This window comes from Cellvibrio sp. UBA7671 (genome assembly GCA_002483145.1).
In the GTDB taxonomy this organism is placed as follows: Bacteria; Pseudomonadota; Gammaproteobacteria; order Pseudomonadales; family Cellvibrionaceae; genus Cellvibrio; species Cellvibrio fibrivorans.
In genome coordinates, this window is the sequence record DLHJ01000005.1 from 168596 (window position 1) to 188701 (window position 20106).

Annotated in this window: 9 protein-coding genes; all 9 read right to left on the reverse strand. The window is 51.1% G+C overall.

Going from position 1 to position 20106, the window contains the following annotated elements:
• Positions 1–5: 5 nt before the first annotated feature.
• The 9 genes from cysG to B4E62_RS07165 all read right to left on the reverse strand — a co-directional run bounded on the left by cysG (position 6) and on the right by B4E62_RS07165 (position 19910).
• Positions 6–1394 (reverse strand): siroheme synthase CysG, encoded by a 1389-nt coding sequence (gene cysG, locus B4E62_RS07125; RefSeq protein ID WP_310073704.1) that lies wholly within the window; start codon positions 1392–1394, stop codon positions 6–8.
• Between the two features lie 4 nt (positions 1395–1398).
• Positions 1399–2127: a Fic family protein gene (locus B4E62_RS07130; RefSeq protein ID WP_310073702.1), complete on the reverse strand. Its 729-nt coding sequence runs from the start codon at positions 2125–2127 to the stop codon at positions 1399–1401.
• An 84-nt stretch (positions 2128–2211) separates the two neighbouring features.
• Complete coding sequence (gene serS, locus B4E62_RS07135; protein WP_310073700.1) at positions 2212–3498, reverse strand: serine--tRNA ligase; 1287 nt, start codon at positions 3496–3498, stop codon at positions 2212–2214.
• A gap of 99 nt (positions 3499–3597) precedes the next feature.
• The gene (gene crcB, locus B4E62_RS07140) at positions 3598–3972 is read right to left on the reverse strand and encodes a fluoride efflux transporter CrcB (protein ID WP_310073699.1); all 375 of its coding nucleotides are present in this window, start codon (positions 3970–3972) and stop codon (positions 3598–3600) included.
• Between the two features lies 1 nt (position 3973).
• Complete coding sequence (locus B4E62_RS07145; RefSeq protein WP_331351599.1) at positions 3974–5326, reverse strand: replication-associated recombination protein A; 1353 nt, start codon at positions 5324–5326, stop codon at positions 3974–3976.
• 10 nt (positions 5327–5336) lie between these two features.
• On the reverse strand, positions 5337–5966 hold the full coding sequence (gene lolA, locus B4E62_RS07150; RefSeq protein ID WP_331351600.1) for an outer membrane lipoprotein chaperone LolA: 630 nt from the start codon (positions 5964–5966) through the stop codon (positions 5337–5339).
• A gap of 107 nt (positions 5967–6073) precedes the next feature.
• The gene (locus B4E62_RS07155; protein WP_310073692.1) at positions 6074–8431 is read right to left on the reverse strand and encodes a DNA translocase FtsK; all 2358 of its coding nucleotides are present in this window, start codon (positions 8429–8431) and stop codon (positions 6074–6076) included.
• Positions 8432–8609: 178 nt separating this feature from the next.
• On the reverse strand, positions 8610–10118 hold the full coding sequence (locus B4E62_RS07160; RefSeq protein ID WP_331351601.1) for a sensor domain-containing diguanylate cyclase: 1509 nt from the start codon (positions 10116–10118) through the stop codon (positions 8610–8612).
• A gap of 54 nt (positions 10119–10172) precedes the next feature.
• Positions 10173–19910, reverse strand: a complete 9738-nt coding sequence (locus B4E62_RS07165) for a putative Ig domain-containing protein (RefSeq protein WP_331351602.1) — start codon at positions 19908–19910, stop codon at positions 10173–10175.
• Positions 19911–20106: the final 196 nt, after the last annotated feature.

Consider the following 20106-nt stretch of genomic DNA (forward strand, 5'->3'; position numbering starts at 1 on the left):
AGAGCTTACATACCCGGCTTAAACCATTTCAAACTATCATGTAATTTTACAACTTCCCCAACGATAAACAGCGTAGGGGCATGTACATCATTTGCGGCAACCACATCAACAATTGACGCCAAATCCGAAATCAACACACGCTGCTCCTGTGTCGTTCCCTTTTCAATCAAGGCCACAGGTGTCGTCGATGCACGACCATGACTGATCAAGGACTCACAAATCTCTTTTAATCCTACCAAGCCCATGTAAAACACCAGTGTTTGGGTTGGATTGGCTAGCTCAGGCCACTGCAGATTCGTATTGTCAGATTTTAAATGCCCAGTCACAAACCGCACGGATTGCGCGTAATCGCGATGAGTTAGCGGAATGCCTGCGTAAGCCGAGCAACCCGATGCAGCGGTAATTCCGGGCACCACTTGAAACGGAATATTATTTTGCGCGAGTAATTCAATCTCTTCACCGCCGCGCCCAAAAATAAATGGATCTCCCCCTTTTAAGCGCAACACTCGTTTACCTTGTTTGGCGAGATCAACCAACAGTTGGTTGATATTTTCCTGTTCCATCGCATGTTCACTGCGGCGTTTTCCAACATAAATTCGCTCAGCATCGCGGCGCACTAATTCCATCACCCCATCGGACACCAAACGGTCATAGAGCACCACATCAGCTTGCTGCATTAAACGCAATGCGCGCAGCGTTAATAATTCAGGGTCCCCCGGGCCGCCGCCGACTAAATAGACTTCACCTTGCGTGATAGTCTGATCATCTTTAGAAATCTCGGTAGCAATAATTTTTTCCGCAGCGTCTTCCTGACCATTTAATACCAATTCAGCGGCAGGACCTTGCAGAATTTTTTCCCAAAACCGACGGCGACTATCGCCATCATCAAAACGAGACTTGACACGGTCACGCCAGCTGCTGGCAATTTGTGCAAGGCGACCGTAGCTGGCGGGAATAAGTGTTTCGAGCTTTGCACGGATTAAACGCGCGAGCACCGGTGATTCGCCACCGCTGGAAATTGCGATCACTAAAGGTGAACGATCAATAATCGCCGGGGTGATATAAGTGCAGAGTGCGGGACTATCAACCACATTAACGGGCAAGTTGCGCGCTTTGGCATCGGCAGAAATTTGTTCATTGAGCGATTCGATATCCGTTGCCGCGATTGCGATAACACAATTATTTAAATCGTCGGTTTGATATTCACGCTCATGCAACTCACCATTATTTTGCGCAACCAGTTCACGTAATTCTCTGGAAATTTCCGGCGCAACCACACGCAAGCGCGCGCCTGCTTTGGAGAGCAAGCGGCCTTTACGCGTTGCGATATCACCACCACCGACCAACAGGCAGAGGCGGTTTTTTAAATCGAGAAAGACGGGGAAGTATTCCATAAATTTATTGTTTAATACCTAAGGCAAAAAAATAGGGTTCAAAACTTTGCTCAACAACCTCAACCACGAGTTCAATAAAGGGGAGGTAATCGCCTTTTACATGCGCATTATCCAAGGCTTGGTAATAACGCAGCCTTTGCCCAACTGGAATTACAACGGGAGGAAAGCCTGCTTTCATTAGCTCCAGATTCATTAACAAACGCGACGTGCGGCCATTGCCATCTACAAAAGGGTGAATACCCACAAAATCCACATGCACACGCGCCGCAAATTCGACCGGATGAAGCTGTGGATTTAACGAGGCGATAAAACGAACCATTTGCTCTGGCACAAGCAGGTGGTCGGGTGGTGTATGAGTTGCGCCAGAAATCAGTACATTGAGATTACGGTAGCGCCCTGCATTTTGTTCATCGATATTTCTAAGGATCAACTGATGAATATTGCGAATCTGCCACTCTGATAACACTTCACGCTGCTGCACCAATTCTTCTACAAACAAAATGGCATCACGGTGGTTAATCGCCTCAAAATGTTCGCGAAGGCTCTTGCCACCCACGGTAATACCTTCCAGTACCACTTTGGTTTCCATCAAGGTGAGCGTATTACCTTCAATAGCGTTGGAGTTATAAGTCCAGCGCAGCACCAAATCTTCGTGCAGGTTTTTGACCACTGCCTCCGGCAGAGGGCGATGCGCATCGAGAGTTGCTTTTAGGTGGTCGATTTTTGTGAACATCTAATTATCCTTCTCTCAAAAATAAAAGGTGGGTATCGCTCTCGCTCCACCCACCCTACAGATTCACATGCGTGAAAATTCCAATTATTTTTTAACTGGCATCAATACTTCAGTGCCGCCCATGTAGGGACGCAATACTTCTGGAACGACGACACTGCCATCTGCTTGCTGATAATTTTCCATTACGGCGAGCAAGGTGCGGCCAATGGCTAAACCTGAACCATTGAGGGTGTGCAGCAATTCAGGTTTGCCGGTTTCTTTGTTGCGGTAGCGAGCCATCATGCGGCGCGCCTGGAAATCGCGAAAACTGCTGCAGGATGAAATCTCGCGGTATTTATTTTGTGAAGGAACCCACACTTCGATGTCGTAGGTTTTGGCAGAAGAAAAACCAATATCACCGCCACACAATATTACCGTGCGGTGTGGCAAACCGAGTTTCTGCAAAATCGTTTCCGCATGACCAACCAGTGCTTCCAGTGCCGCATCGGATTCTTCTGGACGCACAAACTTAACCAGTTCTACTTTTTCAAACTGGTGTTGGCGAATCATGCCACGAGTATCGCGCCCATAGCTGCCCGCTTCGGAACGGAAGCATGGTGAATGGCAGACCAATTTAATCGGCAGTTGCGCCTCATCGATAATTTCATTGCGATAAATATTGGTAACCGGCACTTCTGCCGTTGGGATCAAATAGAACTCACGGTCATCAGTCAGTTTGAATAAATCTTCTTCGAATTTCGGCAGCTGGCCAGTACCAAAAAGTGAATCGCGATTCACAATAAAAGGGACATTAACTTCTTCGTAGCCATGTTGGTTGATATGCGTATCCAACATAAATTGAGCCAGCGCGCGATGCAGACGTGCAACACCACCGCGCAATACCGCAAAGCGAGTGCCAGTAATTTTGGTGCCGGTTTCAAAATCCAAACCAGCGAGGTTTGCACCTAGATCAACGTGATCAACAATGGGGAATTCGAAGCTGCGTGGCGTGCCCCAAGTGCGCACTTCAACGTTATCGTCTTCGCTTTTTCCGTTCGGCACTTCGTCTGCTGGAATATTAGGAATCGCATTGACAAACTCATCCCACTCAACCTGAACTTTGGCCAACTCTACCTCCGCAGTAGCCAATTCTTGTTTGATGTTTTCTACTGCCTGCATCATAGGAGCAACATCTTCACCGGCTTGTTTGGCTTTGCCGATACCTTTGGAAATAGAGTTGCGTTCACTTTGCAAATTTTCAGTCTTTATTTGAATCGCTTTGCGGGTCTCTTCCAAAGCCTGGATTTTTGCTACATCCAATTCATAGCCACGTTTGGCTAAGCCTTGGGCAACTTGCTCAGTGGCGGTGCGGAGTAATTTTGAATCTAACATGATAATTTTTCGTAGTAAGTTAAAGTTAATGTTTATATACCACAACATTTGCAGCATACGCATTACCAAGCAGAGCTTGGGAGCGAGCGAAATAAAAAATTAAAATAATTTTTGGGTTAATGCCATACCAATAAACGCCATCAATAACCCCAGAACCACCGAACTGCTGGCATACACAAGTGCATTAAACACATGCCCTTCTTGCCACAACTGCAAAATTTCCAGCGAAAAGGCTGAGAAAGTGGTAAATCCACCTAAAATTCCGGTGATAAAAAACAAGCGCCATTCAGCAGGCAAAGTCGTTTTTTCTACCAGGAGTACATAAGCGACACCGATTAAAAACGACCCGGCAATATTCACCACAAACGTGCCAAGCGGAAAGCGGTAATTCAACAGCGGCGTAAAATAACCGACGGCAGCGAATCTAAGCACTGAGCCGAGAGCACCACCTAATGCGATTGCTAACCACTGCATATTATTTTCCGGGCGATTTTTTATAGCGTTTCTTTTTACTTTGTTTATCAAGCTCGCGCAGATGGGCGAGTTTTTCCTGGATTTTTAATTCCAATCCGCGCTCCACCGGTTGGTAATAGCGCGCCTGGGCAATATCTTCCGGCAGATAATTTTCACCCGCAGCATAAGCGCCTGGCTCATCATGCGCGTAACGATATTCGGCGCCGTAATCCATGCTTTTCATCAGCTTGGTCGGGGCATTGCGTAAATGCATGGGAACATCGTAGGCCGGTTGGGTGCGCACATCGGCCATGACTTGATTGAAGGCATTATACACAGCATTACTTTTGGGTGCGCAGGCGAGATACACCACGGCCTGGGCGATCGCCAGCTGCCCTTCCGGGCTACCCAACCGCTCTTGCACATCCCATGCGGATAAACACAGCGGCAGCGCGCGCGGATCGGCATTGCCTATATCTTCGCTCGCCATACGCACTACACGGCGGGCGATGTAGAGTGGATCGCAGCCACCATCAAGCATTCTCGCCAGCCAATACAAGGCGCCATCTGGTGAAGAGCCGCGCACAGATTTATGCAGGGCAGAAATTTGCTCGTAGAAAATATCCCCGCCTTTATCGAAGCGACGAACATCAGAGGCCAGCACTTCTGTGATGACTTGCGCGTTGATGACTTTATGGTCACCCTCTTCTTCGGCGAGATCAGCAGAAATCTCCAGCAAGTTAAGCGCTTTGCGTGCATCGCCATCGGCTGCTTGCGCGAGAGTCATCAGCGTATCGGCATCGATACGAATATGGTGTTCGCCCAGGCCGCGCTCTTTATCATCGAGTGCCTGCTGCAATACATCTTTTAATTGTTCTGGTTGCAAGCCGCGCAACACATAAACACGGCAGCGCGAGAGCAGTGCGTTATTTAATTCAAACGAGGGATTTTCGGTAGTCGCACCAATAAAAATGAAAGTACCATCTTCCACATAAGGTAGGAATGCATCCTGCTGGGATTTATTAAAACGATGCACTTCATCGACAAATAAAATGGTTTTACGACGACTGGAAATTCGCTCCTGTTGTGCGCTAGCAACAGCTGCGCGAATTTCTTTTACACCGGACAACACTGCTGACAATGATTCAAAACGGGCATTCGCTTGCTCGGCAAATAATTTGGCGAGCGAGGTTTTGCCAACACCCGGTGGCCCCCACAAAATCATGGAGTGCAATTGGCCGCGAGTGATGGCTTCACGCAAAGGTTTACCGGCGCTGAGCAAATGCTCCTGGCCGATATAATCGTCGAGGTTGCGCGGGCGCATGCGCGCCGCGAGCGGTTGGTAAGCTGGTGTAGCTGAACCGAAAAGATCCATGGAGGCCAGCTTAGTCTTTTAGAATTTCAACACCCTCGGGCGGAATAAAGAAAAACTTTTCTTCCGGCAGGGTTTTGTTGCGCTGCACATTGGTTAATACGCAGCGAGTGAGTTGGCCGAGACTGTCTTGAATTGCAAATTCGGTAAGCTGATTCGCTTTAAATACCAACGTTAAATGTTGGAACATGCCATCGGTGACTTTGGGAGTCAGTGTATATTTTTCGGCAGACGTGTCTTTTTCATCGCGGGTGACGGTAAAACTTTTGCGCAGTTGTTCGATATCAGAACTTAACAATAAAGCGGGTGTTTCGCGCAGGTCATCAGTGAAGGCGCGTTCGTTGACGGTTTCCAGATCCGGGTCGTAGAGCCAAATCGTTTTGTTATTGGATACCAGCAGTTGTTGCATAGGTTCCAGGGTTTTCCAATAAAACTTGCCGGGGCGCATCAGCATAAAATTGCCACTGCTGGTCTCTTGTTCTGCACCTTTTTTATCGTAGGTGGTTTGAACAAAATCGCCCTGCAAGGTGTTCATTGCATCGAGTTGTTTGCGCAATTGTGCGGCGGCTTGGTCGTCGGCAGCATGGACGACAACGGAAGCTACTAATAAACAGCTAGTCAAAAAACGGGAAAACATCTTCATAAAAAATCCGGATATGAGTTTTGATTGTGTGCACTATCGCACTACAGTAGATCCTAGCGAGTGGCGATGAACCTGAGATAAACAGTTCAGTTGATAAAAATAAAACGCTAATCGCGCCCGCCGCCGACCAATACTTCGCGATTGCCGTTGTGGCCTGCGGAGGAAACTACGCCCGCCGCCTCCATGGTTTCAATCAAGCGCGCCGCACGGTTATAGCCGATGCGCAATTTTCGCTGCACCGACGAGATCGAAGCCTTGCGCGATTCAATCACAAACTGCACCGCCTCATCGTAAAGTGCATCGGTTTCACCATCGCTATCTTCACCACCTTCGCTAGGTAAGCCAGGTACGGGAATGGAGTTGTTGTCATCATCGGTGATGCCGTCGATATATTGCGGTGCACCGCGTTTTTTCCAATCGGCCACTACTTTATGCACTTCATGGTCGTCAACAAAAGCGCCGTGTACACGGATGGGCACGCTGGTTCCTGATGGCAGATAGAGCATATCGCCATGGCCCAGCAACTGGTCTGCCCCACCCTGGTCAAGGATGGTACGCGAGTCAATTTTGGACGATACCTGGAACGCTATGCGCGTAGGCACGTTGGCTTTAATCAAACCGGTGATGATATCTACAGAAGGACGCTGCGTAGCGAGAATCAAATGGATACCCGCCGCACGGGCTTTTTGCGCGATACGGGCGATCAGCTGCTCCACTTTTTTCTTATCGACAATCATCATCATGTCGGCAAATTCGTCGATCACTACCACAATAAACGGCAGCTCCGCCAAATCCGGCGCAGTCGCTACTTCGGCGCCCGGATCAAAATTCTCTTCCGGCTTGAACAGCGGATCTTTAATCGGCTCACCCGCCTTGATTGCATCTTCAACCTTGCGGTTGTAACCGGCAAGGTTCCGCACGCCCAGCGCTGACATCAGCTTGTAGCGGCGTTCCATCTCACCCACACACCAACGCAGGCCGTTAGAGGCATCTTTCATATCGGTGATAACGGGGGTGAGCAAATGTGGGATACCTTCATAGACCGAAAGCTCCAGCATTTTGGGGTCAACCAATATCAGGCGCACTTCTTTAGGCGTTGATTTATACAGCAGACTGAGCAACATCACGTTGACGCCCACGGACTTACCCGAACCGGTCGTACCAGCTACCAGCAAGTGCGGCATTTTGGCGAGATCGGCAACAATGGGCTCGCCGGAAATATCGTGTCCTAATGCCATGGTCAGTGGCGATTTGGCATTATCGTAGACTTCTGAAGAAAGCACCTCGGACAAACGCACCATTTCGCGATGCGCATTGGGAATTTCAACACCCATTACCGATTTACCGGGGATAACTTCCACTACCCGCACCGAGACTACCGCGAGTGAGCGCGCCAAATCTTTTGCGAGGCCGGAGATGCGGCTGGCTTTAATACCAGGCGCTGGCTGGATTTCAAAACGGGTAACCACCGGGCCAGGTTGTACCGATACCACTTCAATATCGATACCAAAATCCTTGAGCTTCAATTCCAGCATGCGCGACATAGCTTCCAACGACTCTTTGGAGTAGCCCTTGTCGCTACGCTTATCAGCCGGATCAAGCAAACTCAACGGCGGCAATTGCCCGACCGCCGGCTCCAGTGATTCAAATAGCGATGGTTGTTTTTCTTTCTCGATACGCGGGCTGGGCGCGGGTTTCTTTTTGACGGGCTCTTCGATAATCACCGGCGCCTGGCGCTTGGCTTCCACCTTAGCATGCTGCACCACCACTTCACGGCGATGCTCTTGGGCTTTGACGGCGATTTGTTTTTCCGCGCGCTCGCGCTTATACACTTGCCATTTTTCCAGCGCGCGCGCGATACCGATACTGGTCCAGCGGCCTATATCTTCCGCGAGTTTTAACCATGAAAGATCAGTAAAAATCGTCATGCCCACCAGAAACAGGGTGAGCAATAGCAGGGTTCCACCGGTGTAATTAAATGCGCCGAAAACACCGTCGGATACCGCAGCGCCCAAAAGCCCACCATTAGAATAAGGTAGTGCCGAGGCGCCGTCACTGTAATGCATGGCTGCGATACCTGCGCCCGCCACCATCACCAGTATTAACCCTACCGCACGCAAACCGAAAAACAACCAATCGATACCGCCTTCACGGGTGCGGTCTTTCAATACCAACCAGGCGCGGTAGGCAATCATCACCGGAAATAAATAGGCGAGATAGCCACACAACGAAAAGAACACATCAGCGATCCAGGCACCAAAAGGCCCACCGGCATTTTGGACAATAGTGTTATCGCCAGTTTTGGACCAGCCTGGATCATTCGGGTCGTAACTGATCATGGCGATCAACAAATAGAGGCACACGGCACCCAAGCCGATAAGTGCACCCTCTTTTAACAGGCGCACCAATAAATTGGAGGTTTGCTCTGAAGCGGGCGCGCGGCGTTGTGGAGTCACTGATTTCAATGGAGTATCCCGAGTCGTTCTTGCATGGTGAAGGGCAAATGAGGGCTATTGTAATTACTGGCGGCAGATTTACCACCGGCAAGATCACTCTGCGGTGAAATGAAGCAAAAAACCCGCTAAGGAGCGGGTTTGCTGGTCGAATTGCGCGCAAGTTTTTATCTAGATGAGTACCTTAAACTTAATGTTGGGTCTCGGCGATAAGGCTTTCCATACCCGGCTTCCAACAGGTGACCTGATTGCGGCCGTGCTGTTTGGAGTAATAGAGTGCTTCATCCGCCTGCTGGATCAGTTGGGTCGCCGAACTTGCCCCCATACGAATTGAGGTCACGCCGAAACTGCCGGTCACTTTGATGCCATTGGTATCTTTTGCGGCGATTTTTTCGCGGCAGCGCTCGGCGATCATCTGCGCCTGCTCCAGCGGTGCGCCCGGTAAAATCACGCAAAACTCTTCACCACCAAATCGCGCCACCATATCCATATCGCGCACGACCTCGCGCAGACTATTGGCAGCCATCTTAATCACTTCATCGCCTGCCGCATGGCCGTAGGTATCGTTCACTTTTTTGAAGAAATCGATGTCGGCCATAATACAACTGAACTCGGCATCGGAGGTGCGCGCGCCATCGAACTTGCCATCGAGATGTTCGTAGAGTGCGCGGCGGTTAAAACAATTGGTGAGCGGATCGCGTGTGGCTAAGTAAGTCAGCTCTTTATTTTTGCTTTCAATCGCCACTTGCGTCGCCGCGAGCTGTTGGATCATCTCCTCTAGCAAACGGCTTTTGGTTTCCAATTCGGTAATATCTTCAAACACGGCAATGGTGCCTTGGCTTGACCCTTTGCCATCGAGGATCGGTACGGCATTCACATGAAAAATTTTGTCTTTTTCATCACTGGTCGGCAATAACACTCGCACCCCGGTTTGTTTTACGCCGGTATTAATCGCCGTCAACCAAGGGTAATCACGCGTTTCTTGATTAGGATCGAGAAACCAGCCGAGGTTGCTGGCCTTTTTACCAACCAATGATTGCTCGGTGCGCTGCAAATGCTCCATCAGCGCAGTGTTGACCAGCACAATCTGCTCTCGCCTATCCAGAATCAATACACCTTCGGCAAGAATATTCAACGCGTTTCGCACCCGCGCGGGCACAACTGCACTGGGGTCCAGATGTTTCAGTGCGCGTTTGATGTAATACCAAAAGCCAACAAAACCACTGAGCGAGACAAATATTACCAGCAGGATAAACGTCGGTATTCCAAAAATCGGATGACTGTCGCTCATCAGCGGTTCAAATGTGATTTCAAACTCGGCACGTTTGGCGCCGTTGATCATGATCGGAAAACGAACGTGGGTAGGTGTGGATTCGTGCGCTTTTGCTTTGGCCCATTTTTGAGCGTGCAATTTGGTTTGTGATACCACAATTCCGTCGTTGCGTCTGACCCCTGCGGATTCAATTTCCGGATTGCGCTCGACCGAGGACTCCAACAAATATTGCAGCAAAATTTCATCACCGCGCATGATCGCAACGCCCACTTGCGATGCCAGCGTTTCTGTCAAACGTTTGCGCACATCCAGTTGTTGCCGCTCAGCACCTGGAGTTAACCCTATCGCTTGCGCGAGGATCAAAATGGAGACGGTCAATACTACCAATCCCAAACTTAACCGAACTGCAGGAGTAAAACCAAACATCGTCTCGCCTTGATTCCTTTTGTGTTTATGATGACCAACTGCGCTAGTTGTGGGTTATGGGCGCGATTCTTTTTTCTGGGCGTGATCAAACAAATAACCCACTTCTTTTGCACTTTTGTCTTCGCGCTCACGATCTTTACGCTGTTGCTCCAACTCTTTTTTCTTTTTGTTAACTTCATCGAGAATTGGCAATGGATCAAGCCCGCGCCAGAGCGGCAGCATCGACATCATGGTTAACAATAGACTGCTCGCGCGCAAAGACCAAACCAGCAAACCGGTTGTCACCGAGAACGTAAGGCCCGCGACAACGGCTTTACGGTCTTGTTCTTCCAACATGGCTTCATCCATTTGCGCGCGCAGGCGGCGCACTTCATTGTCAAAATCAGCCTCTTCCCAAGGAGCAAAACCGGCGTCAGGTGCAATCAGACTGGCCAGATTGGGCGACGCAGTTAGAGTCGTCAGTGGAATATTACCGTCGCTGAGCATCTCTTCAGCACGCTCTATATCGCGGCTGGATTTATCTTTGTAGCCAGTATCAGGGCGCTCGTTATCGCCAGTATCTACCACTAAAGGTTGGTCCGGTATCCCGGGTGGTGTAATTCCTGTGTCACCGTTACCACCCAGGTTGGGTAGCTCACCAGGGTTATTGTCACCGTCATCTGGCACCTCCGCGGTAGGTGGTGCTGGAGGTACTACCGGCGGAACTACGGGTGGAACTACCGGCGGACTGGGCGGCTCTACCGGCGGGGTAACAGGGGGTGGAGTAACGATATCCAGCGCCGTCACGGTCACTTTAAAGCGGGTCTCCACCCAGGCACCCTCGCCGTCTTGCGCGCGCAGGGTTATGGTGGAATCACCACCGGTTTGGGATGAAAACGCCAGTGTCATCATGCCTGTTGCAGGATCAATTTGAACGCTGGTGGCAACTGCACTATTGCTGTTGTCCACCAAAGTCCAGACTAACGCCCTACCGTTTTCAACATCGTTAAACACTGTCTGCAGATTCATCTGCTGGGGAGCGGCGCCTGCCTGAACCCTAATATCGCCAATACCGCTGGATACCGGCACATCGTTTACCGGCGCGATATTGACGCGCACCAAGGTTTCTACCCAGGCCCCCTGCTGATCCTGCGCGCGCACCACTAAATCGGCGCTGCCAAATTGGTTGGCGCCATAGCGCAATTGCAGTTGGCCAGTAGCCGGGTCGATGCTAATGGTACTAACCAAACCGGGATTGCTATTGCCGACAACGGAAAACGCCAGATCGCGGCTGACGGTTTCCTGATCGCTAAACGCCGCCCATAAATCGACCTGGTCACCTGCAGCATCTTCCAGATTATTGATCGCCGCGATGCCGGTTGTTTGGGGGGCATCGTTCACTGCGGCTACCATAAGTTGGAATTGCGCCACGGCGGTAGCAACACCATCGCTGGCGACAACCTGAAGTATCAAATTGCCGGTATCCCCCTGCGCAGGGATGCCACTGAACGTGCGGGTCGCGTTGTCAAAACTCAGCCAAGCCGGCAATGCACCTCCGCCGACCAGTTGTGCGCTGTAAGTGAGACTAGCGCCCGGATCTTCATCCGCAAAGGTGTTGCTGTTGAATTGAAAAACGAAGGCGATGTCTTCTGTCGCATTTTGGTTAGGGATTGGGTTAACCAGTTGCGGGGCATCGTTGGTGTTAGTCACGGTAATGGCAAAACTGTCGCTGGCGGAACCGCCATTGCCATCGCTCGCCGTTACCAGCACGGTGATATTGCCCAGGTCGCCCGCCGCAGGTGTGCCACTGAAAGTGCCGCTCGCAGAATCAAAGCTCAGCCATGCAGGCAAAGCGCCCCCACCTGCTAGCTGGGCGGAGTAAATGAGCAAGTCGCCTTCAGGATCGACAAAGGTCGCCGCTGGCAAGGTGAATTGAAAAGGTGAATCTTCAGCAGCAAGCTGATCAGCAAGCGCATTTTGCACAAACGGCGGTGCATTGACCGGCAGATTGCTAATAGTGAGATTAAAACTCTCGGCAATGCTGCCACCATTGCCATCGCTGGCAGTAATTTGAATGGCCAAAGTGCCGGCATCAGCGGCGGCGGGCGTGCCACTGAAGGTGCGCGTCGCTGCATCAAAAAGTAACCATGCTGGTAAAGGTGCGCCACCCACTAACTGGGCGCTGAAGGACAAGGTATCGCCCGCGTCCTCGTCAGCAAATACATTGGCGCCAAACGTAAAGCTGAATGCCGTATTTTCCGTGGCGTTTTGGTCGGCAATCGGAAAAGCAACTATGGGAGCATCATTGGAATTGGCAACCACTATGTCGAAGGTCTCCCTAACCGTACCACCCAAACCATCGCTAGCAGTGAGTGCGATGGTGAGTGTACCCAGATCTGAATTGGTCGGTGTACCACTAAATGTGCGGGTTGCGGCATTAAAACTGAGCCAACCAGGTAAAGAGCCCCCACCAGCCATCTGCGCCGAATACGTGAGGCTTGCGCCTGGATCCGCATCAGTAAAGGTATTGGCCGCAAATTGGAAATTAAATACTGCATCTTCTGCTGCATTTTGGTCGGGAATGTTGTTAGCAATGATGGGAGCATCATTGCTATTGGTGATGACGATATCGAAGCTATCGGAAATTGTGCTGCCCGCACCGTCATTGGCAATCACTTCTATGGCGATGGTACCCACATCACCCTCAGCCGGGGTACCGCTGAAAGTACGCGTGGCGCTGTCAAAACTCAACCATGCGGGCAAAGGTGCACCGCCGACCAGTTGAGCGGTATAGGTAAAGCTGGTGCCCACATCCACATCGGCAAAGGTGTTGGCGGCAAATTGGAAATTGAACGCTGTATCTTCTATAGCAGTGCGGTCGGGAATGGGGTTTGCCAAGGTCGGCGCATCGTTGGTATTGGCAACGGTGATCACAAACGTATCAATTACTTCACCGCCAAAACCATCATTAGCAGTGACTTCAACCGTCCAGGTACCCACATCGCCATTGGCTGGTGTGCCACTAAAAGTACGGGTTGTTGCATCAAAACTGAGCCATGGTGGCAAGCCGCCCACTACTGCCAGCTCAGCGCTGTAAGTGAAGGTATTACCCACATCCACATCGCCAAAAGTATTGGCGGCAAATTGGAAGTTTAGGGGTGAGTCTTCGTTCACCAATTGATCAGGGATCGGATTGGCCACTGTAGGTGCAGTGTTGGTGTTGATGACTTCAATATCAAAGAAAGTCGACGTAGAGGCACCGTGGTTGTCAGTCGCGATCAGCTCCACCGTCATGGTGCCCGCCTGATGCCAGTGTGGTGTACCAGCGAAGGTGTTGGTGGCTTCGTTAAACGTCAACCAACCAAGGCTGCCGCCACCTGCCAATTGTGCGCGATAACTGATGGTGTCGTTGGCGTCCGGGTCAGAAAATGTATTCGCGGGCACTACCAGGTTGAATGGCACTTCGGCATCCAGAGTCTGGTCGGCGATGGGGTTATCCGCCACCGGCGCACCGTTACTTCCATCATCTTTGGCGACTTTAAAAGCCAGATCCCAACCGGCGGCATCGGGTACACCGTTTTCAATCATTGTACCGTCGGCAAAGGTATTACCGGCAATGCGCGATACGATCACCAAATCATCACTGCCGGTGCTGCTGACCTGAATAACATAGGTCTGCTGGTCATTGAGTGCCACATCGGCAAAGCTGAAGGTATGCCAATCAAAACCATCGCGGCTGATTTGCGAAGAAAGAATCGAGTCGCTCGCTAAAATGGCACCATTCCACGCATCGCGCAGTTCAACCGTGATAGTTTGCAGCACTGCAGCATCGTAACGTGCGAGGTACAGGCTAACTTCATTGACTGTGTAAGTCGCACCGACACTGTTATAAGAAAAAGACTGACCAACCAGATTGCCGGTAGATACGGGCACAAATGCACCGCCACTACCCGTATCGATATATTCAGTATCGGGCAAGCTGTTGACGGTGAGTGTAAAAGTATCGGTAACCGTACCGCCATTGCCATCGCTGGCGGTGACATCAATCGTCAATACCCCCACATCGCCGGTGGCCGGAACACCGCTAAAGGTGCGGGTGGCAGCATCAAAGGTGAGCCAGGCGGGCAGTGCTCCACCGCCATTCAATTGGGCGGAATAACTGAGTGTGTCGCCCGTATCTACATCGGCAAAAACACCCGGACCAAATTGGAAATTAAAGGCCACGCCATCGGCTGCCGTTTGGTTGGCGATAGGGGCTGCCACGGTGGGTGCATCATTGCTGTTGGCGATGACGATGTTGAAGGTATCGGTAACCGTTCCACCATTGCCATCATCTGCCGTAACATCAATCGATACTGTTCCAACATCGCCATTTACCGGTGTGCCGCTAAACGTGCGCGTCGCTGCATCAAAACTTAACCACGTGGGCAATGCACCACCACCCGCTAGCTGTGCGCTATACGTCAGCGCATTTAAATCCGCATCCGCAAACGCACCCGCAGCAAATTGAAAGCTAAAAGCAGCATCTTCAGTCGCATTCTGGTTAGGAATGGGTGTGGCGACGGTGGGCGCATCATTAGCGGCATTGACGGTGATATTAATATTATCGGAGTCGGTGAGAGTGCCTCCGGTACCTGTATTACCTAGATCGCTAGTGGTGATAGTCAGTACGGCAGCACCGTTAAAATTTGCCGCGGGATTGAAAGTTAACGTTGCCAATGCCGCATTAATATTGGCTTGGGTTCCGCGAAATACCAAACTACTGTCAGCGGTTCCATCACCCGTAGTAAATGTCAAACCAGCCACGCCCGCGAGCGTCAATGTGCCGATGGTAACCGAGAGGGTGACCTCCAGATCGCTGGCGCCCGCATCAAGATCAGCTATCTGGATTTGGTTGCCATTACCGGCACTGAACACCAGCGCCGTATCTTCATTGGTCGCTTGCGCTCCAGGTACGGTATTGGCTGGGCCATCATTTACTGCCGTGATGTTAATTGTCGCCGTATCATTGCCCGAGAGGCTGCCGTCGCTCGCGCTTATGGTAAGTGTATCGCTTGCAACCGGGGTATTACCCGAGAGCCTGTAAGTAAGCGTGCTGCCGTTATTTCCCGCAAATAAATCATTGAGTTGCGCTGCTGTGCCGCTGAGGATCAGGGTATTGGTATTGACGCCCGATACAACAACAACGCCCGTCGTTCCAACAGTTGCTGCAAGGTTGCTATTAGAGTGTATTCCGGTAAGCGTGATGGTTAACGCATCACCATCCAAATCAGCCACACTGATACCTGTGCCGTGCAAATTAATGGCGACCTGTTCAATGGCGTTGTAATCCGTAGGGGTGATAACCACGGTGGGCGCATCGTTTGCGTTTGCCACTACAACATCAAAGGTCTCGGTCACAGTGCCGCCGTTGCCATCATTCGCGATCACATCAATCGAGAGAGTTCCCACATCGCCATTCGCGGGCGTACCGCTAAAGGTGCGCGTTGCAGAATCAAAACTTAACCACGCCGGCAGTGCGCCGCCACCAGCAAGATGTGCGGAATAACTCAGGGGGTTGCCATCACTATCGGAAAAAGTATTGGCGGCAAATTGAAAATTAAACGCAACATTTTGTGTAGCATTTTGATCGCCAATAACATTATCGACTGTAGGTGCGTCGTTGGTATTGGCCACCACAATTGCAAAGGTTTCTGTCACTGAACCACCGTTGCCATCACTTGCAATGACATCAATCGATACAGTGCCAACATGGGCATTTAACGGTGTGCCGCTAAACGTGCGGGTCGCCGAATCAAAACTTAACCACGCAGGCAGTGCGCCGCCGCCAGCAAGTTGTGCGCTGTAAGTCAGCGTATTACCCGAGTCTTGATCGGCAAAGGTATTGGCGGCAAAGGTAAAATTAAATGCAGAATCTTCCGTCGCATTTTGATCAGCAATGGCATTGGCGATTGTTGGTGCATCGTTTGTATTGGCGACAACAATATCAAACGTATCCGAAGCCACCGCACCACCATCATTATCAGCGGCGGTCACTCTAATGGAAATTGTTCCTACATCACCATTTGCCGGGGTACCGGAAAACGTGCGGGTTACCGGATCAAAACTCAACCATGGCAAGAGTGCACTACCATCAGCCATAGTCGCGGCATAGGTGAGCGTATCGCCAACATCAGGGTCATCAAACGTATTGATGTCAAATTGAAAATTAAAGGCAGCATCTTCCGTGGCATTTTGATTGGGGATAGGCGTAACCAAAAACGGTGACTGATCTGTATTACCAATAGCAATATCAAAAAAATCAGAGACGCTGAGACTGCCATCACTGGCGATGAGTTCGATAGTGATGTTGCCCACATCACCATTAGCGGGCGTCCCACTAAATGTGCGTGTCGCTGAATCAAAACTCAACCATCCCGGAAGTGCGCCACCACCTGGCAATTGCGCGCTGTAGGTGAGTGAATCACCCGTGTCTTGATCATTAAATGTATTGACCGCAAACGAGAAATTAAATAACACATTTTCGGTCGCATTTTGATTGGGAATCGGGTTGGCAACCGTTGGCGCATCGTTAGTGTTGGAGATGGCAATATCAAAGGTATCAGACACTGTGCCGCCGAGGCCGTCACTTGCTGTCACGCGGACCGATAGTGTGCCGACATCGCCATTGGCCGGCGTGCCACTAAAAGTGCGCGTTGCATCGTTAAAGGTTAACCATGCAGGCAAGGCGCCACCACCCGCCAATTGCGCACTGTAAGTCAGGCTCGCGCCTGCATCCTGATCTGCGAAGGTGTTGGCAGCAAATTGAAAATTAAAAGCCGCATCTTCCGTTGCATTTTGATTGGGAATGGCATTGGCGACCGTGGGTGCATCATTGCTATTGGCGACCACTATATCGAAGGTATCGGTCACTGTGCCGCCGCTGCCATCGCTTGCGATCACATCGATGGATACTGTGCCAACATTGGCATTCAAGGGGGTGCCACTAAACGTACGTGTGGCCGCATTAAAACTTAACCAGCTCGGCAGTGCACCGCCGCCGGCAAGTTGCGCTGAATAGACCAGCGTGGTGGCCGCATCGATATCATTAAACGTATTGGCCGCAAATTGAAAATTAAACGCGGCATCTTCGGTGGCATTTTGGTTGGCAATCGCATTCGCAACTGTGGGTGCATCATTGGCGGCATTGATGGTGATGTTGACCGTATCAGAATCCGTCAAGGTGCCACCTGAACCGGTATTGCCCAGGTCGCTGGTAGTCAGCGAGAGCACCGCCCCACCGTTGTAGTTGGCAGTGGGGTTAAAAATCAGGGTTGCCAGGGCCGCGTTAATATCTGTGCGGGTACCGGTAAAAACCAGGGTGCTGTCGGCAGTGCCATCGCCGGTGGTAAAGCCAAGCCCTGTGGTTCCTGCCAAAGTCAAAGTGCCGTTAGTCACCGAGAGTGTAACTTGCAGATTGCTGCCACCGGCGTCCGTATCGTTAATTTGGATTTGGTTGCCATTGCCCGCGCTGAACACCAGCGCGGTATCTTCGGTTCCGGTCTGTGCCCCCGGCACCGTATTCACCGGCGCGTCGTTAACTGCATTAACCGTAATAGCAACGGTGTCACTATCGCTTCTTGCACCACCGGTGCCTGAGTTACCCAAATCATTGGTCACGATACTCAAGGTATCGGCGCCGTTGTAGTTGGAAGTCGGTGTATAAGTGAGTGTGGCGAGCGCGGTATTGATGTTGGCGATTGTGCCGGTAAATACCAGGGTCGCGTCATTGTTTCCATCGCCCGTAGTGAACGACAATCCTGCCGTACCACCCAGGGTCAGCACACCATTCGTCACACTTAGCGTCACCTGCACACTGGCAGAAAGTGCATCGGCATCAGCGATTTGGATGCGGTTGCCATTGGCTAGGTTAAATACCAACGCAGTGTCTTCATTGGTCGATTGCGCACCCGGAACAGTGTTGACCGGGGCGTCGTTGGCGGTTGCCGAGATAACTATGTTGAATTGATCAGGCGTTACCGATTCAAGGCCCGTGTTGTCAGTGCCATACAGCTTGATGGTGATAGTACCCGCATCACCATTGGTCGGAGTACCGCTGAAGGTGCGGCTGGCCGAATCAAAACTCAACCAACCAGGCAAGGGGCTGCCATCAGCCAGGGTTGCGCGGTAGCTGACCACAGAGCCGCCCACATCCGGATCGGCAAAAACCGGCGAGGCCTCGTTGAAGGCCGGGAATTGATAACTAAATGGGGTAAAACCGGAGGCCACTTGATCGGCAATCGGGTTGACGACAAAAGGTGCTTCAGCGAGGTTATTGATCGTTAAGTCAAAATCATCAAAGACAGCCTGGCCATTACCATCGGAAGCGGTCACGCGGATACTGAGGGTCCCCACATTGCCATCATCGGCGGTGCCACTGAATGTGCGGGTTGCCTGATTGAATTGCAGCCACGCTGGTAGCGGGCTACCGTCGGTGAGCTTGGCGGTGTAGCTCAGGTTGTCGCCATCAGAATCATTAAAGGTGTTACTGGGAAAGCTGTAATTGAGCGCAGTCCCTTCAGTCACACTCTGGTTGGGAATGGTATTGGCAACGGTAGGCGCAGCATTAATGCCATCACTATTAGCAACCCGCAAGGCCAGCTCCCGCCCAGCATCACCATTGCCGTTTTCCAGGTATACGCCATTGTTAAAGGTGTTGCCTATTTCGTAAGCCGCCTTTACCAGCCCATCGGTGCCGGTTGAGCTGATGCGAATCCAATAGGTTGTGAAGGTGGTTAAGTTGGTCTCGGCAAAATTAAAATTGACCCATTGGAAGGTATCGGTAAGACCGGCAGACGAAATGCTGGCGGAGGCGATCACACCGCCGTTCCAATCATTGCGCAGCTCCACAGTAATAGTTTGTAGCGCCGCACTTGGATCTTTCAGCAACTGGATGCCAATTTGGTCAACCGTGTAGTTACCGCCACCATATTGAAATGACTGGCCAACATTGTTAGTGCTACTAATTGTCGCCTGGTTATTGGCAGCGCCAATATTGATGTAAACGACATCAGCTAACGCGCCCTTCCATTCCATCGGCTCGTTAGCTGCAAACAGGGACCGGGTTTCAATCGTGCCGACATTTTCTTCCAACACCCAATCCGCATCTACGCGGCTATTGCCGGTCAAATCATTGCTGGCGGCGACATCCGCACCGGTCAAATCACTTAACTGGCGGATAAAATTCAGGCCGCTCTGGTTGGCCGCCAGATCGCAGCCATACAACAGAATATCGGCGTCTTCGCCCAATGCTGCTTTCCAAGCCGCGATTTGCCCGGCGTATTGCGCAATATTTTGTTCGTTGACTACTGCACTGCCGAGCTGGAGGCTGCCGGCCACGCCGTGCGAAATCACATGGATGGCACTAATGCCCGAAGCGCCAGCGAGGTAATCGCTGATCTGACCGATACCGTCTTTGGTGGAATCCAGATACACGATGGCGACAGAGCCATCATCAACACGCGCACGAATATCCTCGACCAGGGTTTCGTAGCCATCTACGGCCGTATCGACAAATACTACCGTGGTAGTAGCAGGGTTTTCGCTTAGAGGAAGGTCAGCCTGAGGCTCAATATCGGTCGTCTGGCTTTCCATGAGGAGTGGCTCAGACGGCATATATATGCTGACTAAATCTACTTGGTCAGCGGCATTCGCCAAATACTGGCCATCGGAAGCCCCGTCATCGAAAACGGCAATATCCGCCGTAGCGGAGAAAAGTAATCTCGGCTCTAAGGCTTCGATTAACGGGCGGCGATGACGCGGCGGTCTGGGCATGAATCTCGAATATTTCGTTTGGGTTTAAGGACTGGTGAATAACCAATGCATCCTTGTGATTTATGCGCATCCGCCAAACCCTAGCGGTACTTACCTCTGCATAAACCTGATTTAACGCAACACCTTGATAAACCAAGCAGGTAATTCAGGTATCGGTAAACCGTCTTTCTCTATTATTAAATTCGCTATTTATGCA